Below are 26,787 nucleotides of genomic sequence, written 5' to 3' on the forward strand. Positions count from 1 at the left end.
ATGAAGCACGGCACAAAAATAGCCTTATGAGGCCATCCATGCCCCGCTGGCCAGCTTGACCGCCAGCACCAGCATGATGAGACCGACAACAAGATCAATGGCTTGCTGTACCCGGCCTCGGGCAAGCCAGGGGGAAAGCGCCGCCGCCCCGACCGCCAGCCCGTAAAACCAGACCAGGGAGGCCAGCATGGCTCCGGCCGCGAAGGCGGGCCGCAGATCCTCGGCAAACTGGCTGCCGAAGGAGCCGAGCAGCATCAGGGTATCCAGATAGACGTGGGGGTTGAGCAGGGTCACCCCCAGCGTCATGGCCAGCACGCTCTTGACCCCCATCAGCTGGGGAGAGTCCGCCAGGGCTGCACCCTGCCCGCGCCAGGCACTGCCAAGGGATCGCACCCCGAACCAGCCGAGAAACAGCACGCCGCCCCAGGTCAGCAGCGCCAGCCCGATGGGGCTGGCCGCCAGCAGGTTGGCACCGCCAAACACTCCTATGCCGATCAGCACGAGATCGCACAGGCAGCAGAGGGTCGCCGCCAGCAGATGGTGGTTGCGGTGAATGCCCCGGCTCAGCACGAAGGCGTTCTGGGCGCCAATGGGGATGATCATGGCAAGGCCGAGGGTAAAGCCTTGCAGTGTGGTCGCGAACATGGACAAACCTTTGAGTGGGAGATCTGGCCGCACTATAAGGGGAGGCATGAAATCAGAGAAATTCATTCATTTTCTGATGCATTCAAAAAACTGATAACACGGGGCGAAAAACGATGCCTGGCAGACTGTCAATTGCAGGATCTGACAATTGTGGCCCCGGGGGCCCGCCCCGAGAATCGGCGGCAGGATGGGGCGGCGCAGGACAGCGGTGATGGCGACAGAGGGGATGTCAGGCGACGAGCCGGTGCCGCCGGGCCTGTATTCACTGCAACAGTCTGGGGAAGTTGGTGACCACGACCTGCTCCAGATTCGGCAGCAGGATGCCACTGCTGACCCCCTTGGCGATGGCCTGGTAGCGATTCATCGACCCCGTCTTGCGGGTGACCTGGTTGAGGTGATAGTTCACGGTGCGCTCGGTGATCCCGAGGATGCAGGCGATCTCCCCCGATGTCTTCCCGTCGCTGGCCCAGAACAGGCACTCGGTCTCCCTTTCCGTCAGGGCCTCCTGGGGATCATCCTCCCTCATGCTTTGGCGCACTATCCGGATCGCCGCCTCGAAGATGTAGTTGGACATCCAGGAGAGAATGGGCGAGGACTCGAGCAGCAGGTCGCTGGACGCCCGCTCCCGGGTGATGAACGACAGTATGCCGTTCTCCCCCGCCGCCCCGTGCAGCGGAAACGAAATGCCGTTGCGCAGCCCGAACTCCGCCGCCAGCCCCATCACATCCATGCTCCCCTCTTGCAGGAAGCGCGCCTTCTCGTCCAGCCGGTTCCAGTAGATGGGAAGGGTCTGTGTGCGGGCGAGCTGGATGATGGGATCGCAGGCCAGCATGTTGTTCACCGTGTAGGCCTGCACCCAGGAGTCCGGGCACTGGTTGAACAACACCACCTTGGGCCTTTGCATCGACATGGGCAGGATGAGCGCAAAGCGATAGTAGTCGTAGCCCATTCCCAGGGTGAAGCGGCCGATCAGCTCGGCCAGCCGGTTTCCATCCGTTACCAGCGTGAAATGTTCCAGATACTCAAGCAGTTGGTCGCGTGTCATAGGCTAGCCTCCCCTGGCCAAGGCCTTGGATTATAGCGCCTAACCATGAAATGGAGAGACATGAATGCTTGTTTTCAAAGGAAAATTGAGAGAACACCCCAGATGGGAGGTCGAAAACGAGCTTTATCGCTTTCGCAAGCGAGTCTTCTCCGATCGGCTCGGCTGGGACGTGGAGTCCCACCGGGGTCTGGAGCGGGACAGCTTCGACAAACCCGATACCCACTGGGTGCTGATTGACGATGAGCAGGGTCTGTGCGGCTGCATCAGGCTGCTCAGCTGTGCCCAGGATTACATGCTGCCCAGCATCTTTCCCGGTGCCCTCGCCGGCGAACGGGCCCCTTGCGGCGCCGATGTCTGGGAGCTGACCCGCCTCGCCATCGATGCCGGCCGTGCGCCCATGCTCGACAACGGCATCAGCGAACTGACCTGCGTCATCTTTCGGGAGGTCCATGCCTTCGCCAGGGAGCAAGGGATCCGGGAGCTGGTCGCCGTGGTCAGCCTGCCGGTGGAGCGCATCTTCCGCCGCCTCGGCCTGCCCATCGAGCGGCTCGGTCACCGTCAGGCGGTGGATCTGGGGGCGGTACGCGGGGTCGGGATCCGCTTCCATCTGGACGAGCGCTTCGAACGCGCCGTCAACCGCCCACTGCGGGGGGAGTACGTACCGGCAGGAGAGCTGCTCGGCATGAGCTGACCCCATAAAAAAGTCCCGGGCTGACACCCGGGACCAAAACTCTCGCTATGGCCCGCTTCCACCCCATGCAAAAACGGACCAAATGAGTATCTTATGAATCTCATTCTGTCGCTACTGTCACATCTCACAGTGACAGGCCCGGGATACCCTGCACGGGGCACCCGCCAGTGTCGGCCAGGTTGTCCTGCCGCCATCACTCCAGTAGCATCCTTGTTCAATCCCCTTCTCTGATAAGGAATGCTGATGAAGACGCTGGACTACAAGCTGCTGCTGGCGCTGGATGCCGTGATGCAGGAGCAGAACTTCGAGCGCGCCGCCCAGCGTCTGCACATCACCCAGTCCGCCATCTCCCAGCGCATCAAGCAGCTGGAACAGCAGTTTGCAGAGCCGCTGATCATCCGCAGCCAGCCCTTGCAGGCCACGGCCCTCGGACAGAAGTTGCTGGCCCACTACCGCCAGGTACGCCAGCTGGAGCTGGAGCTGGCGGGGGAACTCTCCCCCAGCGAACCCCAGGCGCCGATCCGGATCAGCATAGCCGTCAACGCCGACAGCCTGGCCACCTGGTTTCTGCCCGCCCTGGCGCCGCTGCTGGAGCAGCACCCCATAGAGCTGAACCTGCTGGTGGATGACGAGAGCCGCACCCTAGACCGGGTGCGTGAGGGCCAGGCATTCGGCGCCGTCAGCCTGCAACCCCAGCCGCTGGCAGGCTGCTGCGTCGACGAGCTCGGCGAGATGCGCTACCTGCTGACCGCCAGCCCCGCCTTCGTCGCCCGCCACTTTCCCCGCGGGCTCACCCCGGCGGCGCTGGCCAAGGCACCGGCAGTGGCGTTTGATCAGCGCGACGACATGCACGTCAGCTTCATGGCCCGTCACTTCGCCCTGGCCCCCGGCGGTTACCCCTGCCACACGGTGCGCTCGTCGGAAGCCTTCGTCGCCATGGCCGAGCAGGGGCTCGCCTGCTGTCTCATCCCCGAGTTGCAGATCCGCCAGCAGCTGGCACAGGGGCTGCTGCTCGATCTCAGCCCGGACAATCACCTCATCGAGCGCCTCTACTGGCACCGCTGGGTGCTGGAGCGGGGGCTGCACAAGCAGATCTCCCAACGCCTGATCGAGCAGGGTCGCCGGGCACTGCAACCCCGCTGAGCAGGCCATTCACCTTGGCTTTGGAGGGGTAAAAACGTATAGTGCTGGGCGATTCTTCATCAGGTCTCCACTCAGGTTCCTCACTTATGTTCCAAGACAATCCGCTGCTGGCCCAGCTCAAGCAACAAATCCGCGAAAACATCCCCAAGAAAGAGGGTGTGATTCGCGCCTCCGATCGGGGCTTCGGCTTCCTGGAGGTCGATGAGAAGACCAGCTATTTCGTGCCGCCTCCCTACATGAAGAAGGTGATGCACGGTGACCGGGTGAGCGCCCTGATCCGTACCGAGAAAGAGAAGGAAGTGGCCGAGCCGGATGCTCTGCTGGAGCAGGCCGTGGTCCGCTTCGTCGGCCGCGTCAAGATGTTCCGCGACCGCCTCAACGTGGTGCCTGATCACCCCCTCATCAAGGACGCCATCAAGGCCCGCGCCAAGAAGGGTCTGGACGAAAAGTCCTTCAAGGAAGGGGACTGGGTGGTGGCGACCCTCAAGCGCCACGCCCTGGTGGATGGCAATTTCTCCGCCGAGATCACCCAGCTCATCGCCGACAAGGATGATCACAACGTGCCCTGGTGGGTGGTGCTGGCACGGCACAGCTTGGCTCAAATAGAACCGGCTGACCTGCCGGAGTGGAAGGTGATCGAAGAGGAAGAGCTGCCCCGTCGCGATCTGACCCAGGTGCCCTTCTTCACCGTCGACGGCGCCAAGACCAAGGACATGGATGATGCCCTGGCCATCACCAAGCTGGACAACGGCTGGGAGCTGCTGGTCGCCATCGCCGACCCGACCGCCTATGTGGCCGAAGGCAGCGAGCTGGACCAGGAAGCCGCCAAGCGCGCCTTCACCGTCTACATGCCGGGCCGCAACGTGCCCATGATCCCCCGCACCCTCTCCGACGAGCTCTGCTCCCTGAAAGAGGGGGAGGAGCGCAACACCCTGTGCGCCCGCCTGCTGATCGCCGAGGACGGCCTGCTGCTGGAAGAGACCGAATTCTTCGCCGCCCGCATCGTCTCCCACGCTCGTCTGAACTATGACGAGGTCTCCGACTGGGCAGAGCACGGCAAGGCGCTGGACATAGACGCAGGCGTCATGGCCCAGCTGCCCCTGATGAAGGCCATGACAGAAGCGCGTATCAAGTGGCGTACCGAGCACGCCCTGGTGTTCCCGGACCGCCCCGACTACGACTTCGAGCTGGGTGAGAACGGCGCCGTGCTGGCCATCCACGTGGAGCCCCGTCGCATCGCCAACCGGATGATCGAAGAGTCGATGATCGCCGCCAACATCTGCGCCGGTCGCGTATTGGGCAAGAGCGTCGGCTACGGCATCTTCAACGTCCACACCGGTTTTGACGAGGAGTCGCTCGACGGCGCCATCGACCTGCTCAAGAGCGCCGAGGCGCCGTTCGAGAAGGAAGATATCGCCAGCCTGTCCGGCTTCTGTGCCCTGCGCCGCTGGATCGACAGCCTGGACACCCGCTGGCTGGACGGCAAGATCCGCCGCTTCCAGAGCTATGCCCTGATGTCCGCCGAGCCGGGTGCCCACTACGGCCTGGGGCTGGATGCCTACGCGACCTGGACCTCGCCTATCCGCAAATACGGCGACATGGTCAACCATCGTCTGCTCAAGGCCGTCATCGCCGGCAAGACCCCGGGTGAGCGTCCTAGCACCGAGCTGACCGAGCACCTGACTGAGTGTCGCCGCCTGCACCGCAGGGTGGAGCGTGACATCGGCGACTGGCTCTATGTCCGTTACCTCCAGGCTGCCGCTGGCACCGATCAGGTGTTCAACGCCGAGATCATCGACGTGATGCGGGCTGGCCTCAAGCTGCGCCTTCAGGAGAACGGCGCCGTGGTCTTCATGCCCGCTCGCCATATCCTGGACAACAAGGACAGGCTGGAGTGCAACTGGGACAACGGTCGTGTCTACTTGGACAAGACCGAAGTGGTCTATGAGCTTGGTCAGATCATCGAGGTGAAGCTGAGCGAGGCGGTGGAAGAGACCCGCTCCCTCATCGCCAAACCGGCGGTGGCTCTGGTGCCTGGCCCTGCACCGGTCGCCCCGGCCGTGGAAGAGGCATCGACCGAGGCTGACCCCAAGAGCGAATAAGCCTGCCCGCCAGCCGCTGACCACCAAAAAGCCCGCATCTTGCGGGCTTTTTTTCACACACCTGCTCCTTGTAGTTAGCTTCCCCTGGCAGGGCACCCTGACACGCTGCTGGTTACGACCGTCGTCGGCTTGCCATTCCAGCTCGATGGCGCTCCACGCCCGCATGAGAGGCTGATGCGCCACCTCATGTGGCGAAAGCCTGAAAGTGGGTTACAAAATAGAACATTCATCGCTCATGACCATCAATATGGGCAAGATCCATCGTCAGGACCCTGGGATTTCCCTCGTCACCACATGACTCATTTGAATGCAAAATTAATATTTGTGATTGAAATCACATTGACACGGCATTTGCGCAAACACCAAATGGTGATATTCATCACAAAAATAACGGTGTTTTGACCAAGAAGATCGAAATGTAGCCGAAGCACAGCGTCCGAATGTGATCGGGATCTCTGTTGTTGAAGGGGGGGGATGGGGGTAAACGAGAGGTGCATCACAAGATGCCCCGTTTTCAGCCTAATTTGATCACAAGCTGGTAGATTGAAGTTGCTTAGACGACAGGGATGGGGGTTCGGCAAAACCAGTCATCCCGACTACCACTTTTAATCACACAGGCTTAAAACGGGGTCCCGACATGTTATCACCGGATACCAAAGTCAAGATACAGAATTTTGGACGCTTCCTGTCCAATATGGTCATGCCCAACATAGGCGCCTTCATCGCCTGGGGCTTCATTACCGCCCTCTTCATCCCCACCGGCTGGCTGCCAAACGAAACCTTGGCCAAGCTGGTCGGTCCCATGATCACCTACCTGCTGCCGCTGCTGATTGGCTACACCGGCGGCAAGCTGATCGGGGGTGAGCGGGGTGCCGTGGTCGGTGCCATCACCACCATGGGCGTCATCGTGGGGACCGACATCCCCATGTTCATGGGCGCCATGATGGTCGGCCCGCTCGGTGGCTGGGCCATCAAGCGCTTCGACAAGGCGATGGAGGGCCGGGTCAAGAGCGGCTTCGAAATGCTGGTCAACAACTTCTCCGCCGGTATCATCGGCATGTTGTGCGCCATCCTCGCCTTCTTCGTCATCGGTCCCTTCGTCAAGGTGCTCTCCGGCGCCCTGGCCGGCGGTGTCGACTTCCTGGTCGCCCACAGCCTGCTGCCGCTGACCTCCATCTTTGTCGAACCGGCCAAGATCCTCTTCCTCAACAACGCCATCAACCACGGCATCTTCTCGCCGCTGGGGATCCAGCAAGCCACCGAACAGGGTCGTTCCATCTTCTTCCTGATCGAAGCGAACCCGGGTCCGGGTCTGGGCGTGCTGCTGGCCTACATGGTGTTCGGTCGTGGCGCCGCCAAGCAGTCCGCCGCTGGTGCCTCCATCATTCACTTCTTCGGTGGCATCCACGAGATCTACTTCCCCTACGTGCTGATGAACCCGCGCCTCATCCTGGCGGTGATTGCCGGTGGCATGACCGGGGTCTTCACCCTGACCCTGTTCAACGCAGGTCTGGTCTCCCCCGCCTCCCCGGGCTCCATCTTCGCCGTGCTGCTGATGACACCGAAAGCCTCCCTCATCGGGGTGCTGCTCTCCATCATCGCTTCGGCCACCGTCTCCTTCCTGGTCGCCGCCGTGTTCGTGCGTGCCCAGCAGCCGGAAGCCGACGAGGCCGACGCCCTGGGTGAAGCCACTCGCAAGATGAAGGCCATGAAGGGCGCCAAGCCCGAGACCACAGCGGCCAAGAAGCCGGGTGCCGAGCTGACCGCAGTGCGCAACATCGTGGTCGCCTGTGATGCGGGCATGGGTTCCAGCGCCATGGGCGCCGGCATGCTGCGCAAGCGGGTGCAGGCTGCCGGTCTCGACATCAGCGTCACCAACCGTGCCATCAACAACCTGGACGATCAGGTGGATCTGGTCATCACCCACAAGGATCTCACTGACCGTGCTCGCCGTCATGCACCGCATGCGCAGCACATCTCCCTCTCCAATTTCCTCGACAACGCCCTCTATCAGGAGCTGGTGCAAAACCTCAGCCTGGCCAACGCGGCCAACGACGACGTGGCCAACCCGCAACTGCTGGTGGCGGCCAACGACGACAGCTACGAGCCGCAGGCGGCCGAGGTCTTCACCCTGAGCCTGCAGGACGTGCACCTGGGCCTCAAGGCCGACAACAAGGAGGCCGCCATCCGGGCTGCCGGCAAGCTGCTGGCGGAGCGGGGCTACGTGGCGCCGGATTACGTCAACGCCATGCTGGAGCGCGAGCAACTGGTCTCCACCTACCTCGGCGAGTCCATCGCCGTCCCCCACGGCACCATAGCCGCCAAGGAACACGTGAAGCGTACCGGCATCGTCATCTGCCAGTACCCGGCCGGGGTCGCCTTTGGCGAGGACGCCGATGAAGTGGCACGCCTGGTGATCGGCATCGCCGCCCGCAATGACGAACACATGCAGGTCATAACCCGTCTGACCAATGCACTGGATGAACCCGGTCTCATCGACCGGCTGGCCAGTACCCAGGATCCCCAGGAGTTCCTGGATCTGCTGGGCGCCGAACAGGCCGCGTAATCATCCTTCATCGTCTTTGGTTGTAGAGGTTAAAATCATGAAAACATTGCATTTTGGTGCCGGCAATATCGGTCGTGGCTTCATCGGAAAACTGCTGGCGGACGCCAGCCATCAGGTCACCTTCGCCGACGTCAACGAAACCCTGATCGACCAGCTCAACCACCGCCAGGAGTACAAGGTGCACGTGGTAGGCACGGATCAGAAGCTGGATGTGGTACGCAACGTGGCCGCGGTCAGCTCCGCCGGACACGAGGTGATCGCTCGCATCATCACCGCCGATCTGGTCACCACTGCGGTCGGGCCCAACATCCTGGACAAGATTGCCAGCACCCTGGCCAAGGGGCTGCAGGCCCGTTTCGATGCTGGCAACCTGACCCCCCTCAACGTCATCGCCTGCGAGAACATGGTGCGCGGCACCAGCCACCTCAAGCAGGAGGTACTCAAGTACCTGCCGGTCGCGTATCATGCCACCCTCGACAACTGCGTCGGCTTCGTCGACTCGGCGGTGGATCGCATCGTTCCCCCTGCCGCGGCCAACGATGATCCGCTGGAGGTGACGGTGGAGAGCTTCAGCGAGTGGATCGTCGACCAGACCCAGTTCAAGGGCGAGCTGCCCCAGGTGGCGGGCATGGAGCCCACCGACAACCTGATGGCCTTCGTCGAGCGCAAGCTGTTCACCCTCAACACCGGGCACATCGTCACCGCCTACCTCGGCAAGCTGAGGGGTTACCGCACCGTGCGCGAGGCGATCGAGGATCCGGTGATCCGCAGCAAGGTGCGCCGCGCCATGGAGGAAAGCGGAGCCGTGCTGGTGAAACGCTACGGCTTCGATCCGCGCCTACACGCCGCCTACATCGAGAAGATCCTGTCCCGCTTCGCCAACCCCTATCTGGTGGATGAAATCGACCGGGTCGGCCGTCAGCCACTGCGCAAGCTGGCGGCGGGGGACAGACTGGTGAAGCCGCTGCTCGGCACCCTGGAGTACGGCCTGCCCAGCGATCACCTGCAGGAGGGCATAGCCGCGGCGCTGCTCTATCGCAACGACGATGATCCCCAGGCGGTGGAATTGCAGGCCCTGCTGGCAGAGCTGGGCCCTGCCAGGACCCTGGCCCGGGTGACCGGGCTGGAGGAAGAGAGCGAGATCGTGCGCGCCATCGTCGCCCGTTATGACAATTTGAAGTGACCCCATGGGGCCTAAGGGCCAACCGCCATCACACGGCGAAATGGTCACTATGCCCCATATGATAAAAACCGGGAGAGAGCCTGGCTCTCTCCCAGTCAGCCGGACCCTGAACACCTATGACCACACACCAGGAAGATGATGTACTGGAGCGACTGAACGAGCAGGATGGCCCCCGCGGCTTCTTTCTCGAGGTCGTGACCATCCTGGAAGAGGCGGTCGACTCCCTGATGCGGCGCGCGTTCCGCCAGGAGGAGTATGCCGTCAAATACGCCATCGAGCCCCTGCTCAACCAGAGCGGCCCCCTCGGTCAGCTGGAGGTGCGCCTCAAGCTCATCTTCGCCCTCGGCCTCATCTCCCTCGAGCGCTATCAGGATCTCGAAGCCTACCTGAAGATCCGCGATTTTCTGGTACGCGACCCCAAGGATTACCGTTTCAGCGACAAGCCGATCCGCGACCTGCTAGGCCGCCTGCATGCCATCCATCAGACCAGCATGATGCCGCAGGATCCCCCGGCCAATGAGGAGGACTGGCCCCTCTATCAAATGCAGCTCAACCGGCTCGATCAGATGGTGCGCTCCGCACTGGTGCTGGCGGTGACCGACTGCGTCACCGAACTCCACAAAGAGAGCCCCATCTGATCAGGCCAGTCCGCTAAGGATCTGACCAGGCATCCGAGATCCCGGCCTCCCCGAGGCCACCTCTACCGGGTGTCAATTTGCTCTCCTTCCCCGCTACACTAGGTCCAACCCCATCACCCACTCGAGGTTGGCATGATTGCACTCTCCCTGGCCGGGATCGCCCTGATCTCGCTGCTGGCACAGTGGCTCGCCTGGTCACTGCGCGTCCCCGCCATCCTGTTCCTGCTGCTGAGCGGCCTCTTGCTCGGCCCGATGACGGGCATGCTAGACCCCGACGCCCTGCTCGGAGAGCTGCTGTTTCCGCTGGTGTCGCTCTCGGTCGCCATCATCTTGTTCGAAGGGGCGCTGACCCTGCACCTGACCGAACTCAAGGGGATAGGCAAGGTGGTGCGCAACCTTTGCTCCACCGGCATGCTGGTCAGCTTCGCCGTCATCGGCGCCGCCAGTTACTGGCTGCTGGGCCTGGACTGGCGGGTCGCCATGGTGCTCGGCGCCGTGCTGGTGGTGACCGGCCCGACCGTAGTCGCCCCCATGCTCAACGTGATCAGGCCGGTGCGGGAGGTGGACAAGATCCTGCGCTGGGAGGGGATCGTCATCGATCCCATCGGTGCCCTGTTTGCGGTATTGGTGTTCGAGGCGGTTCGCCTCGGCAGCCAGGGGGATCTCATCGATCACACCCTGCTGGCCCTGGCCAAGACGGTGGGGGTCGGCTCCCTCATCGGGGTGGCAGCCGGCTGGATCACCACCCTGATCATGCGCAAGGACTGGCTGCCGGTCAGCCTGCACAAGTTCGGGGTGCTGGCGCTGGTGCTGGTCACCTTCACCCTGTCGGACTGGCTCAGCCACGAATCCGGCCTGCTGGCGGTCACCGTGTTCGGCATCTGGCTCGCCAACCAGGAGGGACTGGATCTGGAGGAGGTGCTGGCCTTCAAGGAGGATCTCGCCGTCATTCTCATCTCTTCCCTGTTCATCCTGCTGGCGGCCCGACTCGATCTGGCGCAGCTCTGGCAACTCGGCCCCATGGTGCTGGTGCTGCTCTGCGTGGTGCAGTTCGTGGCCCGCCCGCTCTGCATCCTGGTCTCGACCCTGGGATCGGATCTCCCCTGGCGCGCCCGGGCCCTGCTCGGCTGGATAGCTCCCCGGGGCATAGTGGCGGCGGCGGTCAGCGCCTCCTTCGCCATCAGCATGCACGAGGCCGGCATTGAAGATGCCGACAAGCTGGTGCCCCTGGTGTTTGCCGTCATCATCTTCACCGTGGTGTTGCAGAGCCTGACGGCGACCCCATTGGCTAGACTGCTCGGCATGCGCCAGAGCGCTCCCGACACCTGGCTGCTGATCGGCGCCAATTCGGTGGCTCGTGCCATAGGCCGGGCGCTGGCGGATCAGGGCATCCCGGTCCATCTCTCCGATCCGGCCTGGGAACATTGCAAGCTGGCCCGCATGAGCGGCCTGCCCTGCTACTTTGGCAATCCGCAATCGGAACACGCCGAGCTGCACCTGCCCCTCACCAGCATACATACGGTGCTGGCGCTTTCACCCAACCGACACAACAACGCCCTCGGGGTGCTGCACTTTGCCCACTTGTACGGGGAGGATAAGGTCCACTCCCTGCGCTCCAGCGAGCAGCACGGCAAGGCGAACCGGGAGAGCGCCACCTTCCGCGCACGCCAGGATCTGTTCGGGCCAGAGATGAATTTCGCCCGCCTGAGCGGCCTGCTGAGCCGGGGTGGCCAGATCAGGGCGACCCGGCTGAGCGACGCCTTTGACTGGAGCCAGTATCAGGACGCCAATCCCGGCGCCATTCCCCTGTTCATCGTCGATGCCAGGGGCAAGCCCAGGGTCGTCACCGGTCCCGTTGTCCCCCTGGCAGGGGAACTGCTGATCGCCATGCAGCCGCCACGGGAGCCCCAGGCGGCTTGATGCGCCATCCGGCGAGCCGGCTTTCGGCACCTGCAACCACTGCGGGCGACTAGACTTGAGGGTGGCGCCATGAGTCACAGGAGGGTGTCATGACAGTCAGCGAATTGCGTGCGTTTCATCAGCAGCACAGGTTCAAGGAGGCGGAGATCATGCATGACATCATCTCCCCCGGCTGGGTAGTGGAGTTTCGGGGTCAGGACGGCCATCTCTACATGATGACGGACACTCTGGGTTGCCCGATGAGTTTCTCCTCAACCGAGGAGGCCCGCGACCATATCCACCTCGTGGCCGATTGCCCCATCCAGGTAGAGCACCTCTATCGCTTCTTCGAGCGTTGAGACAGATGCCAGCAAAAAGGCTCCCGAGGGAGCCTTTTCTCATTCCGGCTGCAGTGGCTCGGCGTCCTTGCTCTCCAGCCGCCTGACCGGCTTTTGCAGGATCAGATTGGCCGGGTAAGTCACCAGATCGCCGTTGTCATCCCGCACCCTCAGGTAGAACAGGCCTATCTCGGTGATGACGCCGGTGACTGAGTCATCCTTGTCGAGGATGCGGATCCGGTCGCCTATCTTGTAGGGGAAGGCGAAGAAGATGGTGATGCTGGCGGTGATGTTGGAGAGGATCGACCACTGGGCCACCATGGCGACACCCAGCACGGCGAAGAAGGAAGACGCGAGCACCACCAGCCGGGAGAAGTCGAGCCCCCACACCCCCGCCAGGATCAGCAGGGTTGCGCAGCCGAGCAGGAAGTGGAACACATGCTCCACGTAGAGCACCCGGTTTTCGCTCACCTGCCGGCTCTGGCCGAGCGCCATCAGGCTCTTGTGAATGAGGCCGCGGATCAGGGTGTGTCCCAGCAACAGCAGCAGGGTCACGCCAAAGGATTCCCATGTCGTCATGTGCGTTCCTTACCACCAGCGTCGATATTTGAGCCAGACCGCCAGCCCGGTCGCCAGCGCCAGCAGGGAGCCGCAGAAGACCCAGAAGGCCGTCGGGCTCTCGGCCCCGGGAATGCCACCCAGGTTGATGCCAAACAGACCGGTCAGGAAGCTGGCCGGCAGGAACATCAGCGCCATCACCGACATCTGGTAGGCACGGCGGTTGGTGGCCTCTGCCGTCAGGTTGTTGATCTCGTCCGCCAGCACGGCGGAGCGAGCCACCCCGGCATCCAGATCGTCCAGCCAGCGACGCAACCGGTCGGCGATGTCGAGCAGACGACGGCGGTCATCCTCATCCAGCCAGCTGAGCTTCTCGTTGGCGAGGCGCGCCACCAGATCCCGCTGAGGAGAGAGGTAACGACGGATCATGATGAGTTGCTTGCGGATCCGTGCCAGTCGGCCATTGGCGGGCAGTTCACGCATCAGCACTATCTCTTCCAGTTCCAGGATCTGATCGTGCAGCTCCTCGACAAACTCCCCCGCCCTGTCGGTCAGGGCATCACAGATCTCCACCAGCCAGTCGGCGCTAGAGATGGCGCCGCCCCCCAGCACCAACTGCTGGAAGACATCTTTTTCCGACAACAGGGAACGACGACGACTGCTGAGAATGAAATCCGGGGTAATGTAGATGCGCAGCGCCACCATCTCTTCGGGCCTGTGATCCTTGTTGTGATTGATGCCACGCAGGATCAGCAGCACAGTCTCCCCCATCCGCACCAGTTTGGGTCTGTTGCTCTGGCCGAGCAGGGATTCACGCGCGGCGTCATTGAGCAAGGGCGTCTGCAACAGCCAGCGCGCCGACTCTGGATTGCCGTAATCCAGATGCACCCAGCTGGGCTGCGCCGCCGGGATCTCGCTGCCTGCGGCCAGTGGGGTCATCCCCCCCTTGCCATCCAGGGTCAGGCCATAAATTACGTCACTGGGCACCCGATCCATCTCGTTTCCTTCTCGTTTCATGCTCAGGCCCCAGCTTACACGAAAGCGGGGGCCGACTCAGCTCCGCACCGGGAAGGGTACGTCTGTGCTACCATCGCAGCTCTCGTTTTATGCCCGTTTCAACTACAGGAAACCATGCCATGCCCATCTGGGTCGATGCCGATGCCTGCCCCATTCCGGTCAAGGAGATCCTCTACCGCGCCGCCCACCGCGCCCAGGTCGTCACCACCCTGGTGGCCAATCAGGGGCTGCGGGTTCCCCCCTCCCCCTTCATCAAGACCCAGCAGGTGGAGAAGGGATTCGATGTGGCGGATCATGTCATTGCCCAGCAGGTGCAGCCCGGCGATCTGGTGATCACCGGCGACATTCCGCTTGCCTCCTGGGTCATCGATGCCGGCGGCGAGGCGCTCAATCCCCGTGGCGAGATCTACACCCGAGAGACCATCCAGGCCCGGCTCGGCATGCGCAACTTCATGGAAGAGCTGCGCTCGGCCGGGGTGCAGACCGGCGGCCCGGCCCCCTTCAATGCCGCCGACAAACAGCGCTTCGCCAATGCCCTCGACAAATGGCTGCTCAAGGGCAAGCTCAGCTGATGCCTCTCCCCGGCTTGCCGCAGGGGAGGCTCATTCATTTCCCTTTTCGCTTAATTTTTTCTTAAGGCTTGTGGACTAACCTTGTGGCTGTTGACCCAACCACCCCAAGGAGCACACATGAAACTGACCCCTCTGTTGTTACTGATCCCCCTGCTGAGCGGCGCCGCTCTGGCCGACCCCCAGTGTACCCAGACCGACAAGAGCAAGTGGCTGAGCGAAGCAGATGCCCAACAGCAGATCAAGGCGATGGGCTACGACATCAAGAAGTTCAAGGTGACCAAGACCAGTTGCTACGAGATCTACGGCTGGGACAAGGACAAACGCAAGGTCGAGATCTACTTCGACCCGACCGATCTGAAGAAAGTGAAAGAAGAGATTGACGAATAACCCTGCCATGGGCTCGTCTGTCTCCGACCCCTTTGATGGAACCTTGCCATGACAACCCCGTCTGAAGTGAAAGTCTGGGATCCCCTTATCCGGGTGTTTCACTGGGCCACCGTCACCCTCTGCCTGCTCAACTTCTTCATCCTGGAAGAGGGCAGCAAGCCCCACAAATATGCCGGCTACGCGGTGGGCATCCTGCTCATCATCCGCCTGCTGTGGGGCATAGTCGGCCCCCATTACGCCCGCTTCGGCCAGTGGTGGCCGACCCCAGCCCGCATTCGTTATTACCTGCGCCAGCTGGCACAAGGTCGCCACCCCTATTACCTGGGCCACAACCCGGTCGGGGCTCTGATGATCTGGCTGCTGCTGCTGTCGCTGGTCGGTACCGTCGTCACAGGCTGGCTCACCACCTGGGATGCCTTCTGGGGTGAGGATTGGCTGGAGGAGTTGCACGGAACCATTGCCAACACCCTGATGGCCGCCGTCGGCGTCCATGCGGCTGTGGTGATCCTGACCGATCGTCTCACCCGCAGCGACCTGGTGCGCGCCATGGTACTGGGCAAAAAACGGGTACCCGCCGATGCCAAGGTGGAAGATCCGCGCAGTTAATGACCGGGCCGCCCCCGGCCCCGGTTTTTTGCTGCAATGGCCCGCGACACAGGAAAGATGCGCCGCCATGCCCCCGTGCTGACCATCACGACAGCCCCAAGGTACCTGCGGTTTCCCGTCACCAGCCCCTGATCCCCCACACATTCCTGCTGGCGCCGGCCCTGGCCGACGCCAGCCCGTGACAACCCATACCCACAACGCCGCCCCGCGCCCCGCTGCAAACCGGGGGCAAGGATGCACTCATTATTGGCTACCTCAGCCACCGGTCGGGAGACAGGCCCACTTTCCCCAGCCTACGGTTGTTCTGGCCCCTCAAACACCGCGACCGGCGGCCGGGTCGTCCCAAAAACAAACCCCTGCCGAGGCAGGGGTTTGTCGTGGTGATGGCGAGGCGCGATCAGATCATCACACCGGCGATCACGGCGGAAAGCAGACTCACCAAGGTGGAGCCGTACACCAGCTTCAGACCGAAGCGGGAGACCATGTTGCCCTTCTCTTCGTTCAGTGCCTTCACTGCACCGGCGATGATGCCGATGGAGCTGAAGTTGGCGAACGACACCATGAAGATGGAGAGGATGCCGACGGTGCGCGGGGAGAGCCCGGCAGCAATCTTGCCCAGATCCATCATGGCCACGAACTCGTTGGTCACCAGCTTGGTCGCCATGATGGAGCCGGCTTGCAGCGCTTCACCGCTCGGAATACCCAGGATCCAGGCGATCGGATAGAAGAGGTAACCCATGACGTACTGGAAGTTGACGCCAAACGCCAGCTCGAACAGGTAGTTGACCAGGGCGATCAGGGCGATGAACCCCACCAGCATGGCAGCCACTATCACGGCCACGGAGAAACCGGCCATGATGTACTCCCCCAGCATCTCGAAGAAGTTCTCTTTCTTCGGAGTGTGGTGCTCGTCACCCTCGGCCAGCGCCTTGGCGTCGGTCACTGTATTGTCCGGCTCGTACGGGTTGATCAGGGACAGCACGATAAAGGTGCTGAACATGTTGAGCACCAGCGCGGCCACCACGTAACGGGGCTCGATCAGCTGCATGTAGGCACCGACGATGGACATGGAGACGGTGGACATGGCCGTCGCCGCCAGGGTGTACATCTGCTTCTCGTTCAGGTGCGGCAGTGTGTTCTTGAGCGCGATGAAGTTCTCGGACTGGCCGACGATCATCGAACTGATGGCATTGAAGGACTCCAGCTTGCCCATGCCGTTGATCTTCGCCAGCACGGTACCGATGCCACGAATGACGATGGGCAGCAGACGAATGTACTGCAGGATGCCGATCAGCACCGAGATGAAGACGATGGGCATCAGCACCATCAGGAAGAAGGAGAAGGCCCCTTCGTTGACCAGGCCACCGAACACGAAGTCGGTACCCTGTTTGGCAAACTCCATCAACTTGGTGAAGCCGGCGGCGAAGCCACCCACCACAGCCAGACCCACTTCGGAGTTCAGCATGAACCAGGCCAACGCCAGTTCGACCACCAGCAGTTGGCCGATATAGCGCAGTTTAATCTGTTTCCAGTTGTGGCGGTTTGCCAGCAACGCCAGCGCGAGGACCATCACGAGTCCAAGCACAAAGTGAACGTATTCCATACCAGTAGCACCCAGTGAATTGTTATTTTTGACCGGCGCCATCATAAAGAATCGTATATTTAAAAATCAGATAGCCATCACAATCCGACTCAATAATATGTATGCGAGATAATACAAACGTTTTTAAATTAATTAAGCGGAAACGGGTTATTAATCGCGCAACGAAAATACAAATAACTTTAAAAAACATTAACTTATGTTTATTTCGGTTGCGGCGGTAGTGCCGATCAATATTTCATTATCACTCCCGCAACATTCGTATTCAAATATTACTCATGTTTCAGCCATGATATTTAATCAACCAGAACAGAAAACGTTTACCCTTGATAAATAATTACCTGGATACCGTAAACATTCACCTCGAGCCATCCCCGTGGCACCTCTCTGTCGCCATGGCGACGGATGAGCCCACGTTGAGGTTGCGCTGGGTCAACCGTTCAAAAATCCGCCACATCCGGTGTCACATTCTGGTATGATGCGCGGCCTTAGCGTTCGCGCATCCCCGTTTTCTCCGAAATAGAGTCCTTTTGTGAACAACAGCGAATTTAGCAGCCTCAATCTCTCCCCCGCCCTGCAAGAGAACCTCACCAGCCTGGGCTATCTGCAGATGACCCCGATCCAGGCTCAGAGCCTGCCTCTGGTACTCGAAGGCAAAGACCTGATTGCCAAGGCAAAAACCGGCAGTGGCAAGACCGCCGCCTTCGCCCTCGGCCTGCTCTCCCGCCTCGACATCAACCGTGTCGACGTACAGGCCCTGGTGCTCTGTCCGACCCGCGAGCTGGCGGATCAGGTGGCCCAGGAGATCCGTCGTCTGGCCCGCGCCCTGCCGAACGTCAAGCTGGTGACCCTGTGTGGCGGCACCCCGACCGCACCGCAATCTGCCACCTTGGGCTTCGGTGCCCACATCGCCGTTGGCACTCCGGGCCGCATTCTCAAGCACCTGGAGCAGGGCACCCTGGAACTCTCCAGCCTGGAGACCCTGGTGCTGGACGAAGCGGATCGCATGCTGGACATGGGCTTTGGCGAAGACATCAACAGGGTCATCAGCTATGCACCCGAGCGCCGTCAGACCCTGCTGTTCTCCGCCACCTATCCGGAGGGGATCGCCCAGATGAGCCGCGGCGTGCAGCGCAACCCGGTCGAGGTAAGCGTGGAGTCCCTGCACGAGGGCAGCGCCATCGAACAGAAGCTGTATGAAGTGCCGGCCGGTCAGCGCCTCGACGCCCTCACCTGGCTGCTGAGCCACTATCAGCCGGGCTCCTGCGTGGTGTTCTGCAACACCAAGCGCGCCTGCAACGACGTGGCCGATCACCTGGCCGCCAAGGGCTTCTCGGCCCTGGCGCTGAACGGCGATCTGGAACAACGGGAACGGGATCAGGTGCTGGTACGCTTCGCCAACGGCAGCGCCACCATCCTGGTCGCGACCGACGTGGCAGCCCGTGGCCTCGACATCAAGGAGCTGGGCGCCGTCATCAACTACGAGCTGACCTATGACCCCGAGGTGCACGTGCACCGCATCGGCCGTACCGGTCGTGCCGGCCAGCAGGGCCTGGCCCTGAGCCTGTATCAGCCCAGCGAAGCGCAACGCGTCAACCTGATCGAGGAGTACCAGCAGGCCCCGATGCCGCTGGGTGATCTCGACAGCATAGGTCGCGAGATCAAGCCGATTGCACCGCAGATGGTGACTCTCTCCATCGATGCTGGCCGCAAGACCAAGGTGCGGGCCGGTGATATCCTGGGTGCGCTGACCGGCGAAGGCGGCATTGCCGGTGCCGACGTGGGCAAGATCCAGATCTCCGAGCAGTACTCCTACGTGGCAGTCAAGCGTCAGGTAGCGAGCGCCGCCCTCAAGCGACTGCAGGAAGGCAAGATCAAGGGGCGCAGCTACCGTGCCCGCAAACTGGGCTAAGGTTCTTTACAAGCCATTGGCCAGACCACAGGCGCCTGACAGGCGCCTGTTTCATATATTTGGATGCCGCCATGCGGCAAGACAGGCACCATGACCCAAGCAATCCAAACCGATGTGAGCTGCCAGAACTGTGAAGCCTGCTGCTGCCGTCTCGAAGTGATGCTCTTTACCGACACCGGCGTGCCGGATCGCTATGTGCTCGATCGGGAAGGGGAGATCCCCGTGATGCGCCGGCTGGAAGATGGCTGGTGTGCGGCGCTCGACCGCAACACCATGATGTGCCGCATCTATGAGGTACGACCGCTGATCTGCCGTGAATTCGAGATGGGCGAGCCCGACTGCGTCGACGAACGGGACAAGTGGTTTATCAAGCTGGAATGAGACTGGCAGACAGAACAGCACCGGGCTGTCGGGTCAGCTCACCGGTGTGACGTCGCCGCCGAGCCGCTCCCCCAACCAGTAGATGGCCGCAGCCTCCTGCTCGAAGTAACGCACCGCCCTGAACGGCAGATCGCTGAAGACCTGATCCGCCAGATAGCGTTTGAACCCACCCACCGCCACCACCGCCAGAAAGGCGCAGCCATTGGCGGTGCACCAGCCAAACTGACGACGAAACCGCGCCAGCACCTCGGGACCGGCGGCTTCGAACTCGGTCGCCACCTCGACAATACCCCAGGGCGCATCGCGCAATCCTGCGATCTGCTGGCTGAACGCCGCCTCATAGGCCATGGCGCCCGCCAGATTGAAAGGGCCGCTCGGGCGGCAAATCAGCACCTGCCCCTGTCGCTGCATCTCGAAATGACCGTGTGGTTGCAAGTGCACGCCCCCTCCTCCCATGCGTTTTTCGCCGCGCCGGCGCCGCCTGATGTTGCAACAAGGTAAGGATTTATCTACAGAAAGTCCATGCCACCCCGCATGGCCAGCCCTTGTTCCACCACCGGATCGCCCATGACTGGCCTGGCGACCACGCCAGTATGGATTGGTCTCCCCTCCCGCCATGTTCTGTTGCAGTTAATAAAACGTTGCTGCTATCATCCGCGCCGCCACCAACATTCCACCAACTGAAACGTTGGTCATTGACACAAGGATCAGAGATGAAAAACCGGGACTCGAGTCACTACCAGCGGATCTGGCGCTGGCATTTCTATGCCGGTCTCTTCGTCGCTCCCTTTCTGATCCTGCTCTCTCTCACCGGCATCCTGTATCTGTACAAACCCCAGCTCGACAACCTGCTGTACCCCGAGCTGATGAAGGTAACCCCCGCCACCCAGACCCTGAGCGCCGATCAACTGCTGGCCAGGGCGACGATCGCCATGCCCGATGCCAGCCTGCGCAAATACCTGCCCCCCGCGGCCACTGACACGAGCGCCCAGCTCGTCGTCAACCAGGGGGATCGCGAGCTGACCCTGTTCATGGATCCCGCCAGCGGCGCCCTGCTAGGCACCATGGACAACAAGTGGAACCTGCAGGCGGTGGCCCGTGCCCTGCATGCGGAACTGCTGCTCGGCACCACGGGGGATCGCCTGATCGAGCTGGCCGCCGGTTGGGGAATCGTGCTGCTCGTCAGCGGACTCTACCTGTGGTGGCCCCGCAGGGGGCCCGGTGTGGGTGGCATCCTCTGGCCCAGAATGCACCAGCGCGGCCGCCTCTGGTGGCGGGATCTGCACGCCGTGGTCGGCTTCTGGGGCGCGGGTTTCCTGCTGTTGCTGCTGCTGAGCGGCATGACCTGGACCGGTTTCTGGGGCGATCAGTTTGCCGCCGTCTGGAACCGCTTCCCGGCCGCCATGTGGAACGAGGTACCGAAATCAGCTCCTCTCGCCCGCACCCTCAACCATGCCCATGAACAGACGGTGCCCTGGGCCGTCGAGAGCACTCCCATGCCGAGCTCGCAGCCGGTTCCGGAAAATCATGATCACAGCGCCATGAACCATGGCGGAGAGCACGACGGCATGGTCATGGCCAGCCACCGCATCCCCCTGCAACGGGTGGTGGAGATCGCCACCGAACGTCGGGTTCATCCGGGTTACAGCATCACGCCGCCGGCCGGTGACACCGGCGTCTACACCATAGCCCTGTTCGCCGACGATCCGCGCAACGACGCCACCCTGCACATCGATCAATACAGCGGCAAGGTGCTGGCCGACGTGCGCTGGCAGGATTATGGCGCGGTCGCCAAGACGGTGGAAACCGGCGTCATGCTGCACACCGGCAAGCTCTACGGCTGGCCCCACCAGCTCGTCATGCTGCTCATCTGCCTGATGGTGCTGGCCAGCTCGGTGAGCGGGCTCTGGATCTGGTGGAGCCGCCGTCCCCGGGGCAGGCTCGCCGCCCCGCCGCTGCCTGCCAAGCTGCCTCCCATGCGCGGTGCCATCGCCGTGCTGGTGCTGCTCGGGATCTGCTTCCCGCTGGTGGGCGCCTCCATGCTGGTCATCTGGTTGCTGGACTGCCTCTTCTTCGCTCGCCGCACGGCCGTGGCACCCGCCAACTGAGATCATTCCCCTGCGATGGCGGCAAACAACCAGAAGGGCTCCTCATCAGGAGCCCTTCTGGTTTCTTCCCCGCCCTATCTCATCGCCTCGACCAGTGCGATGATCTTCCGTGCCTTCTCGAAGTGGTCGAGTCTGTGGGTCTGGATCCACCAGGTTGCCGCCTCCATCAGCAGCTCGGGGTCGTCGCTCCTGTTGGCGAAAAAGGCATAGAAGGAGACACCCACCCCCTCCCCCTTCCGGGCAATTTTCTGGTGGCAGACCTGGATGATTTTCTGTTTGAGCGAGTCGCGCATGGTGACGTTCCTGCCTGATGAGTGAAATGGCGGACAGCATACCTCAGCCTGCAAAAAGGGCTCCCATTCGGGAGCCCTTTGCATGACCGATAGCATGCCACTGGGTCAGGAGAGGGCCAGCCCCGCTGAGAGCAGCAGGCTGAACAGGAAGGCACTGATGGCGGTCTTCTTGAGGGCGCCGGTCAACACCTCGCCATCGAGGCTCTCCCGCAGGGTACGGGCGGCATCGGTGAGCGGCTTCATGGCGGGCAGGAAGATCCAGGGCCAGACGCTCGCGGGCTGAGTCAGCAGGAAGGCGATGGTGGCCAGCAGCGCCGCCCCCAGCAGCCCCCAGTGATAGGCGATGGCGCGGTGGCGGCCAAGCCGCACCGCCAGGGTGATCTTGCCGCTGGCTGCGTCCGTCTCGATGTCCCGCACGTTGTTGATGTTGAGCACGGCGGTCGCCAGCAGGCCGCAGGCGGTGGCAGGCAGCAACAGGTCCCACTCCAGGCTATGGGTGAACAGGTAGTAGGAGCCGAGCACCCCCAGCAGGCCGAAGAACAGGAATACCGAGATGTCCCCGAACCCCCGATAGCCATAAGGAGTCTTGCCCACCGTGTAGGTGATGGCCGCGACGATGGCCGCCCCCCCCAGCAGGATGAACGTCAGGATCTGCTGCCAGGCCTCCCCGAAGGCGCAGACCAGCAGGGAGAGCCCGCTCACCACGGCCGCCAGCGCGGTCAATCCCATGGCCACGCACATCTGGTGACGGGTGATGAGGCCGGAGACCACGGCGCGCTGGGGCCCGATCCGCTCCCCGTTGTCGGCACCGGAGACCGCATCACCATAGTCATTGGCCAGGTTGGAGAGGATCTGCAGCAGGATGGCGGTCAACAGGGAGAGACCCATGATGGCGCCGTCGAAGGCCCCCCGGCTGGCTGCGAGCCCCGAGCCCAGCAAAATGGAGGAGCACGCCAGAGGCAGTGTTCGCAAACGCGCCGCCAGCAACCAAACAGAGAAGGTATTTGTCATATTGTGATGGCCAAACAATCAGATATTGATCGTGTTAAGGGTTATCGAACCGGATTTCGGTATACTTGGCCCCTAGGGAGGTAGCTCCCCGGGCGATTTACATGGAAGAATGGGCAGATAATATATAGGAAATCATCGCCCTTTGGCATCAACCTGCGCCATCCTCCCCCAGAGCGATTGCGACTATCCGGCTCAGACAAGACATCCATGTTGGCTCAGACCCATCTCAAGCAACAACTGGACGCCCTGCGTCACAGCACTGTCAGCGGTTTCGTGCGGCTGCGCGTGGCGGCCAACGTCGACCTCTTCCCGGGCTGGCTGGCGGCGCAGACCCTCTACCCCCGCATCTATTGGCAGGCCCGCGGCCCCAAGAGCCCGGAGTATGTGGCGCTCGGCGCCATCCACGAGCTGACCCGGCCAGAGGATATCCAGCGAGTCTGCGATCTCGCCAATACGAGCAGTGAAGACAGCCCCCGCTACTACGGCGGCCTGGCGTTCGATCCGGCACAGCCCGGCTGGCAGGGGTTCGGTCCCTGCCGCTTCGTGCTGCCCCGTATCGAGCTGGTACGCCGTGGAGAGTGCATCAGTCTCTGCCTCAATCTCTGGTTGCCCGCCCAGGATAAGGTGCACGAGTTCGATGCCGAGCTGCAGGCGGCCGAGGCTGCCCTCGACGCCCTGCAACCGGAAGCGCCCCTGCCCTCACTGCAAAAACGGTCGTGGCAGCGCCGGGATGTCCCGGGCCCGGCCCAGTGGCAACGCCTGGTAGAGCGGGTGACGGACCCCGCCTTTCAGGCCCACACCCCCAAGGTGGTGCTGTCGCGGGAGAGCCTGCTCGAAAGCGAGGAGAGTATTCCCCCCCTCTGCCCCTGGTCCCTGCTGACCCAGTGGGCCCGTCACGCCCAGGAGTGCTTCCACTTCGGCTTCCAGTTCTCCCCCGAGCAGAGCTTCATCGCCTGCTCCCCCGAGCGCCTCTATCGCCGGGAGCAGTGCCACCTCTTCACCGAGGCACTGGCGGGCACCATTCGCCGTTCCGGGGACGAGGCGACCGACGCGGCCCTGGCCGCCGAGCTGCTGGCAGACAGCAAAAACCGGCTGGAAAACCGGCTGGTACACGCCGACATCCTCAGCCGACTGGCGCCGCTCACCACTGACGCCACCCTGACCGAGCCGCGCATCCTGAAACTGCGGCTGCTGCAGCACCTCAAGTGCGACATCGAGGCCGAGCTCAAACCCGGCGTGTGCGACTGGCAACTGCTGGCCGCCCTGCACCCGACCCCGGCGGTGGGCGGTGCCCCCCGCGAGGCGGCGCTCGCCTTTATCCGCGAGAGCGAACCCTATGATCGCGGCTGGTACGCTGGCGCCTGCGGCATGCTGAGCCGGGAGACCTCGGAGTTCTCGGTCGCCATCCGCAGCGCCCGCATCACGGCGCAGGGCATCAGCCTGTTTGCCGGCGCCGGCATAGTGGCAGGCTCGGAGCCCGCCGCCGAATGGGCCGAACTCGACAACAAGATCGCCAACGTGCTCTCCCTGCTGGGATAGCGTTTTTCATCGACCCCTCACCGCGAGAGCCTTATGCCCGCCAGCCAATTGCCTGAGCACCGAGCGTTTGCCAGCCAGCATGCCACCTTCAATCACGTCTGGTCTTCCCTCCTGCTGGAAGAGCTCCATCGCCTCGGCGTGCGCGACATAGCGCTGGCCTCCGGCTCCCGCTCGGCCCCGCTCACCATGGCTGCCGCCGCCCACCCCGGCTTTCGCCGTCATCTCCATTTCGACGAGCGCGGCCTCGGCTTCATGGCGCTGGGGCTGGCCAAGGGAAGCTGTCGACCGGTGGCGGTGATCATGACCTCGGGCACCGCGGTGGCGAACCTCTGGCCAGCCGTGGCCGAAGCACAGCTGACCGGTGTGCCGCTCATCATCCTCTCCGCCGACAGGCCCCCCGAACTCATCGACAACGGCGCCAACCAGGCCATCGATCAGCAGGGGATCTTCGGGCGCTACCCCGTCCATCAGCAGAATCTGCCGAGCCCCACCCCCAGTATTCCGGCCGCCTTCGTGCTGAGCTCGGTGGATCAGGCGCTGGCCAAGCAGGCACTGACCCCCGGGCCGGTGCACTTCAACTGCATGTATCCCGAGCCCCTCTATCCCGGCGAGGCGTACCTGGACTTTTCCGACTACCTGGCACCGCTCGGTGACTGGCTGCATTCATGCGAGCCCTGGAGCCCCTGGCTGCAGGGCGAACAACACTGCCCACACCAGCCCGACTGGGACGAGCTGCAGGGCAAACGCGGCGTCATCATCGCCGGCCGCATTCAGGATCCGGTCGAGGCGCAGAGGGTGGTCCAGCTGGCCGAGCGCCTCGGCTGGCCGTTGCTGGCGGACTTGCAGAGCCAGATCCGCTTCGACAGCCGCAATCTCATCCACATGGATCTCGCCCTGCAAAACAGCGGCTTCGTGACCGAGCTGGCCCGGGCCGAGGTGTTGTTGCAGTTCGGTGCCCGCCTCATCTCCAAGCGGCTCGGGCAGTTCATCAAGCAGCACCCCTGGCAGGATTACTGGCTGGTAGACCCGCAACCGGCCAGGCTGGATCCGGACTACCGGCTGCGTCGCCGGCTGGTGTGTACACCCAGAGCCTTTGCCACGGCTCACCAGGTGAACCATCGCCATCTGCCCTGGCACCGACTGGCGGAACGCCAGCAGGGCATCAGCCAGCAGGTGCGCAGCGCCTGCGATCGCTTCTCCGAACTCGGTGTCTGCCATCGGCTGAACCGGCTCATCCAGGGCCAGCTGTTTGTCGGCAACAGCATGCCGGCCCGGCTGATGGACATGCTTGGCGAAACCGGTACGGGCCCCAGCAGGGTGATGACCAACCGCGGCGCCTCCGGCATCGATGGCCTGATCGCCACAGCCTTCGGTTTCTCCCTGTCGAGGGATGAGCCGACCACCCTGCTGCTCGGCGATCTCAGCGCTCTGCACGATCTCAACAGCCTGGCCCTGCTTGGCAAGGGGAGCCGGCCCCTGGTGGTGATCCTGCTCAACAACGACGGCGGCAGCATCTTCCGCATGCTGCCGGTACCGACCAGGGACTCGCTGCTGGAGACCTACTACTGCCTGCCCCACGGCCTGCATTTCGAGCACGCCGCCGCCATGTTCGGCCTGAACTATCGGGCACCGACCACCCTCGACGAATTTGAACGGGACTACGCCACCGCGCTGAAAACCGGGGCAACCCTGATTGAAATCAAGGTGCCGAGCAACGAGGTAGCCGAGGATCTCAAGGCACTGGGAAGCGTAATCCGTGGCAGCTAGTGCCGACCAGCCGACGCTGGTGCTGCTGCACGGCCTGCTCGGCGATGCCGACGACTGGCGGCCGGTGATCGCAGCCCTGCCGGAGATCGAATGCCACGCGCTGGATCTGCCTGGCCACGGCCGCAGCAAGGCGCGGCGGGTGACCGGCTTCGAGCAGGCCCATGAGTGGCTCTGTGAGGAGCTAGCCGCACGGGATATCGAGCACTACCGGCTGGCAGGCTATTCCCTGGGGGGGCGGCTCGCCCTCTATCATGCCAGCCAGTCCCCCGCCGGGTTGCAGGCGATCTTGCTGGAGAACTGCCATCCGGGCCTGCCGGTGGCCGAGCGCGCCGCCCGGCTCGCCCACGATGAGGGCTGGGCCCGGCGCTTCGAGCAGGAACCCCTGCCCCTGGTACTGGCGGACTGGTACCGGCAGGGGGTGTTCGCCGATCTCGACGAGACCGCCCGTGCCCGCCAGGCAGCCCGCCGTCTGGGCAACGAGGGCCCTGCCATCGCGACCATGCTGCGCGCCACATCGCTGGCCAAACAGCCGGATCTCGTCCCCTGGCTGAGCCATACCCGATTGCCGGTGCGCTGGATCTCCGGCAGCAGGGATCACAAATTCCATCGCCTGGCTTGCCAGCTGGTCAAGCAAGGCTGCAATATCAATCACTTGGCTTTGGATGGCGGGCACAACCTGCACGCCAGCCAGCCCGACACCTTTGCCCGGCTCCTGCGGGAGTGGGTCAACCAACCAGAAGAGAAGAGTCATGACTGACGCAATGACGGAAGCGCAACCCCATGCAA

At 62.8% G+C, this 26,787-nt stretch carries 25 protein-coding genes; 17 read left to right on the forward strand and 8 right to left on the reverse strand.

All coding sequences use genetic code 11. The features are described 5' to 3' along the window. Window positions 1–24: 24 nt before the first annotated feature. Complete coding sequence (gene lysE / locus PG898_RS07660; RefSeq protein WP_005324974.1) at window positions 25–645, reverse strand: L-lysine exporter; 621 nt, start codon at window positions 643–645, stop codon at window positions 25–27. Window positions 646–907: 262 nt separating this feature from the next. Then, window positions 908–1,690, reverse strand: a complete 783-nt coding sequence (locus tag PG898_RS07665; protein WP_005324972.1) for a LuxR family transcriptional regulator — start codon at window positions 1,688–1,690, stop codon at window positions 908–910. 64 nt (window positions 1,691–1,754) lie between these two features. On the opposite strand from PG898_RS07665, the gene PG898_RS07670 reads away from it, so the two are divergent. The 8 genes from PG898_RS07670 (at window position 1,755) to PG898_RS07705 (ending at window position 12,271) form a co-directional block, all read left to right on the forward strand. Next, window positions 1,755–2,381, forward strand: a complete 627-nt coding sequence (locus PG898_RS07670) for an acyl-homoserine-lactone synthase (RefSeq protein ID WP_041206489.1) — start codon at window positions 1,755–1,757, stop codon at window positions 2,379–2,381. Between the two features lie 243 nt (window positions 2,382–2,624). Then, window positions 2,625–3,524 (forward strand): LysR family transcriptional regulator ArgP, encoded by a 900-nt coding sequence (locus PG898_RS07675; RefSeq protein WP_139751749.1) that lies wholly within the window; start codon window positions 2,625–2,627, stop codon window positions 3,522–3,524. Between the two features lie 86 nt (window positions 3,525–3,610). Next, window positions 3,611–5,626, forward strand: a complete 2,016-nt coding sequence (locus PG898_RS07680; protein WP_270823588.1) for an exoribonuclease II — start codon at window positions 3,611–3,613, stop codon at window positions 5,624–5,626. A gap of 637 nt (window positions 5,627–6,263) precedes the next feature. Beyond that, the gene (locus tag PG898_RS07685) at window positions 6,264–8,192 is read left to right on the forward strand and encodes a PTS mannitol transporter subunit IICBA (RefSeq protein ID WP_041206491.1); all 1,929 of its coding nucleotides are present in this window, start codon (window positions 6,264–6,266) and stop codon (window positions 8,190–8,192) included. A gap of 37 nt (window positions 8,193–8,229) precedes the next feature. Continuing rightward, complete coding sequence (locus tag PG898_RS07690; RefSeq protein ID WP_042649400.1) at window positions 8,230–9,375, forward strand: mannitol-1-phosphate 5-dehydrogenase; 1,146 nt, start codon at window positions 8,230–8,232, stop codon at window positions 9,373–9,375. A 116-nt stretch (window positions 9,376–9,491) separates the two neighbouring features. Beyond that, window positions 9,492–10,013: an MltR family transcriptional regulator gene (locus PG898_RS07695; protein WP_005332927.1), complete on the forward strand. Its 522-nt coding sequence runs from the start codon at window positions 9,492–9,494 to the stop codon at window positions 10,011–10,013. 132 nt (window positions 10,014–10,145) lie between these two features. Beyond that, window positions 10,146–11,933 (forward strand): cation:proton antiporter, encoded by a 1,788-nt coding sequence (locus PG898_RS07700; protein WP_270823587.1) that lies wholly within the window; start codon window positions 10,146–10,148, stop codon window positions 11,931–11,933. Between the two features lie 89 nt (window positions 11,934–12,022). Then, a complete protein-coding gene (locus tag PG898_RS07705; RefSeq protein WP_005332929.1) occupies window positions 12,023–12,271 on the forward strand; it encodes a hypothetical protein in 249 nt (82 codons plus the stop codon). 39 nt (window positions 12,272–12,310) lie between these two features. Here PG898_RS07705 and PG898_RS07710 read toward each other — a convergent pair whose 3' ends face one another. Continuing rightward, window positions 12,311–12,829: a mechanosensitive ion channel domain-containing protein gene (locus tag PG898_RS07710; protein WP_043132579.1), complete on the reverse strand. Its 519-nt coding sequence runs from the start codon at window positions 12,827–12,829 to the stop codon at window positions 12,311–12,313. A 9-nt stretch (window positions 12,830–12,838) separates the two neighbouring features. Further along, window positions 12,839–13,804: a zinc transporter ZntB gene (zntB, locus tag PG898_RS07715; RefSeq protein ID WP_042649396.1), complete on the reverse strand. Its 966-nt coding sequence runs from the start codon at window positions 13,802–13,804 to the stop codon at window positions 12,839–12,841. A 140-nt stretch (window positions 13,805–13,944) separates the two neighbouring features. Between zntB and PG898_RS07720 the strand changes: the two genes are divergently transcribed. From PG898_RS07720 to PG898_RS07730, 3 genes are all read left to right on the forward strand, one after another. Beyond that, window positions 13,945–14,397 carry a YaiI/YqxD family protein gene (locus tag PG898_RS07720; protein WP_005332933.1) on the forward strand — a complete coding sequence of 151 codons (453 nt, stop codon included), beginning with the start codon at window positions 13,945–13,947 and terminating at the stop codon, window positions 14,395–14,397. Window positions 14,398–14,514: 117 nt separating this feature from the next. Further along, on the forward strand, window positions 14,515–14,784 hold the full coding sequence (locus PG898_RS07725) for a PepSY domain-containing protein (RefSeq protein WP_005332935.1): 270 nt from the start codon (window positions 14,515–14,517) through the stop codon (window positions 14,782–14,784). 48 nt (window positions 14,785–14,832) lie between these two features. Further along, on the forward strand, window positions 14,833–15,390 hold the full coding sequence (locus PG898_RS07730; protein WP_270823586.1) for a cytochrome b/b6 domain-containing protein: 558 nt from the start codon (window positions 14,833–14,835) through the stop codon (window positions 15,388–15,390). Between the two features lie 397 nt (window positions 15,391–15,787). Here PG898_RS07730 and PG898_RS07735 read toward each other — a convergent pair whose 3' ends face one another. After that, on the reverse strand, window positions 15,788–16,993 hold the full coding sequence (locus PG898_RS07735) for a NupC/NupG family nucleoside CNT transporter (protein WP_043132584.1): 1,206 nt from the start codon (window positions 16,991–16,993) through the stop codon (window positions 15,788–15,790). Between the two features lie 529 nt (window positions 16,994–17,522). Between PG898_RS07735 and dbpA the strand changes: the two genes are divergently transcribed. Continuing rightward, window positions 17,523–18,902: an ATP-dependent RNA helicase DbpA gene (gene dbpA / locus PG898_RS07740; protein ID WP_270823585.1), complete on the forward strand. Its 1,380-nt coding sequence runs from the start codon at window positions 17,523–17,525 to the stop codon at window positions 18,900–18,902. A 90-nt stretch (window positions 18,903–18,992) separates the two neighbouring features. Continuing rightward, window positions 18,993–19,283: a YkgJ family cysteine cluster protein gene (locus tag PG898_RS07745; RefSeq protein ID WP_041206500.1), complete on the forward strand. Its 291-nt coding sequence runs from the start codon at window positions 18,993–18,995 to the stop codon at window positions 19,281–19,283. A gap of 33 nt (window positions 19,284–19,316) precedes the next feature. Here PG898_RS07745 and PG898_RS07750 read toward each other — a convergent pair whose 3' ends face one another. Then, complete coding sequence (locus tag PG898_RS07750) at window positions 19,317–19,724, reverse strand: hypothetical protein (RefSeq protein ID WP_270823584.1); 408 nt, start codon at window positions 19,722–19,724, stop codon at window positions 19,317–19,319. A 272-nt stretch (window positions 19,725–19,996) separates the two neighbouring features. Here PG898_RS07750 and PG898_RS07755 point away from each other — a divergent pair, with 272 nt between their 5' ends. Further along, the gene (locus tag PG898_RS07755; protein WP_270823583.1) at window positions 19,997–21,391 is read left to right on the forward strand and encodes a PepSY-associated TM helix domain-containing protein; all 1,395 of its coding nucleotides are present in this window, start codon (window positions 19,997–19,999) and stop codon (window positions 21,389–21,391) included. Between the two features lie 74 nt (window positions 21,392–21,465). Here PG898_RS07755 and PG898_RS07760 read toward each other — a convergent pair whose 3' ends face one another. Both PG898_RS07760 and PG898_RS07765 read right to left on the reverse strand, forming a co-directional pair. Next, entirely contained in the window at window positions 21,466–21,684 is a 219-nt protein-coding gene (locus PG898_RS07760; protein ID WP_270823582.1) for a DUF6500 family protein, read from the reverse strand. A gap of 105 nt (window positions 21,685–21,789) precedes the next feature. Then, window positions 21,790–22,695, reverse strand: a complete 906-nt coding sequence (locus PG898_RS07765) for a 1,4-dihydroxy-2-naphthoate polyprenyltransferase (protein ID WP_041207095.1) — start codon at window positions 22,693–22,695, stop codon at window positions 21,790–21,792. Between the two features lie 207 nt (window positions 22,696–22,902). Between PG898_RS07765 and PG898_RS07770 the strand changes: the two genes are divergently transcribed. From PG898_RS07770 to menH, 3 genes are read left to right on the forward strand one after another with little or no spacing between them, the layout of a single operon-like run. Beyond that, a complete protein-coding gene (locus PG898_RS07770; protein WP_182786743.1) occupies window positions 22,903–24,234 on the forward strand; it encodes an isochorismate synthase in 1,332 nt (443 codons plus the stop codon). Between the two features lie 33 nt (window positions 24,235–24,267). After that, window positions 24,268–26,001 carry a 2-succinyl-5-enolpyruvyl-6-hydroxy-3-cyclohexene-1-carboxylic-acid synthase gene (menD, locus tag PG898_RS07775; RefSeq protein WP_182786745.1) on the forward strand — a complete coding sequence of 578 codons (1,734 nt, stop codon included), beginning with the start codon at window positions 24,268–24,270 and terminating at the stop codon, window positions 25,999–26,001. Further along, window positions 25,991–26,758, forward strand: a complete 768-nt coding sequence (gene menH, locus PG898_RS07780) for a 2-succinyl-6-hydroxy-2,4-cyclohexadiene-1-carboxylate synthase (protein WP_182786747.1) — start codon at window positions 25,991–25,993, stop codon at window positions 26,756–26,758. Before menD ends, menH begins: the two co-directional genes overlap by 11 nt. The last annotated feature ends 29 nt before the right edge of the window (window positions 26,759–26,787 follow it).

It is taken from the genome of Aeromonas sp. QDB31 (genome assembly GCF_027707605.1).
GTDB classification, from domain to species: domain Bacteria; phylum Pseudomonadota; class Gammaproteobacteria; order Enterobacterales; family Aeromonadaceae; genus Aeromonas; species Aeromonas media.

Excerpts from the sequence above, each read along its gene's own strand:
- lysE (WP_005324974.1), bottom strand. The coding sequence starts at position 645 with ATGTTCGCGACCACACTGCAAGGCTTTACCCTCGGCCTTGCCATGATC.
- PG898_RS07665 (WP_005324972.1), bottom strand. The coding sequence starts at position 1,690 with ATGACACGCGACCAACTGCTTGAGTATCTGGAACATTTCACGCTGGTA.
- PG898_RS07670 (WP_041206489.1), top strand. The coding sequence starts at position 1,755 with ATGCTTGTTTTCAAAGGAAAATTGAGAGAACACCCCAGATGGGAGGTC.
- PG898_RS07675 (WP_139751749.1), top strand. The coding sequence starts at position 2,625 with ATGAAGACGCTGGACTACAAGCTGCTGCTGGCGCTGGATGCCGTGATG.
- PG898_RS07680 (WP_270823588.1), top strand. The coding sequence starts at position 3,611 with ATGTTCCAAGACAATCCGCTGCTGGCCCAGCTCAAGCAACAAATCCGC.
- PG898_RS07685 (WP_041206491.1), top strand. The coding sequence starts at position 6,264 with ATGTTATCACCGGATACCAAAGTCAAGATACAGAATTTTGGACGCTTC.
- PG898_RS07690 (WP_042649400.1), top strand. The coding sequence starts at position 8,230 with ATGAAAACATTGCATTTTGGTGCCGGCAATATCGGTCGTGGCTTCATC.
- PG898_RS07695 (WP_005332927.1), top strand. The coding sequence starts at position 9,492 with ATGACCACACACCAGGAAGATGATGTACTGGAGCGACTGAACGAGCAG.
- PG898_RS07700 (WP_270823587.1), top strand. The coding sequence starts at position 10,146 with ATGATTGCACTCTCCCTGGCCGGGATCGCCCTGATCTCGCTGCTGGCA.
- PG898_RS07705 (WP_005332929.1), top strand. The coding sequence starts at position 12,023 with ATGACAGTCAGCGAATTGCGTGCGTTTCATCAGCAGCACAGGTTCAAG.
- PG898_RS07710 (WP_043132579.1), bottom strand. The coding sequence starts at position 12,829 with ATGACGACATGGGAATCCTTTGGCGTGACCCTGCTGCTGTTGCTGGGA.
- zntB (WP_042649396.1), bottom strand. The coding sequence starts at position 13,804 with ATGGATCGGGTGCCCAGTGACGTAATTTATGGCCTGACCCTGGATGGC.
- PG898_RS07720 (WP_005332933.1), top strand. The coding sequence starts at position 13,945 with ATGCCCATCTGGGTCGATGCCGATGCCTGCCCCATTCCGGTCAAGGAG.
- PG898_RS07725 (WP_005332935.1), top strand. The coding sequence starts at position 14,515 with ATGAAACTGACCCCTCTGTTGTTACTGATCCCCCTGCTGAGCGGCGCC.
- PG898_RS07730 (WP_270823586.1), top strand. The coding sequence starts at position 14,833 with ATGACAACCCCGTCTGAAGTGAAAGTCTGGGATCCCCTTATCCGGGTG.
- PG898_RS07735 (WP_043132584.1), bottom strand. The coding sequence starts at position 16,993 with ATGGAATACGTTCACTTTGTGCTTGGACTCGTGATGGTCCTCGCGCTG.
- PG898_RS07745 (WP_041206500.1), top strand. The coding sequence starts at position 18,993 with ATGACCCAAGCAATCCAAACCGATGTGAGCTGCCAGAACTGTGAAGCC.
- PG898_RS07755 (WP_270823583.1), top strand. The coding sequence starts at position 19,997 with ATGAAAAACCGGGACTCGAGTCACTACCAGCGGATCTGGCGCTGGCAT.
- PG898_RS07760 (WP_270823582.1), bottom strand. The coding sequence starts at position 21,684 with ATGCGCGACTCGCTCAAACAGAAAATCATCCAGGTCTGCCACCAGAAA.
- PG898_RS07765 (WP_041207095.1), bottom strand. The coding sequence starts at position 22,695 with ATGACAAATACCTTCTCTGTTTGGTTGCTGGCGGCGCGTTTGCGAACA.
- PG898_RS07770 (WP_182786743.1), top strand. The coding sequence starts at position 22,903 with ATGTTGGCTCAGACCCATCTCAAGCAACAACTGGACGCCCTGCGTCAC.
- menD (WP_182786745.1), top strand. The coding sequence starts at position 24,268 with ATGCCCGCCAGCCAATTGCCTGAGCACCGAGCGTTTGCCAGCCAGCAT.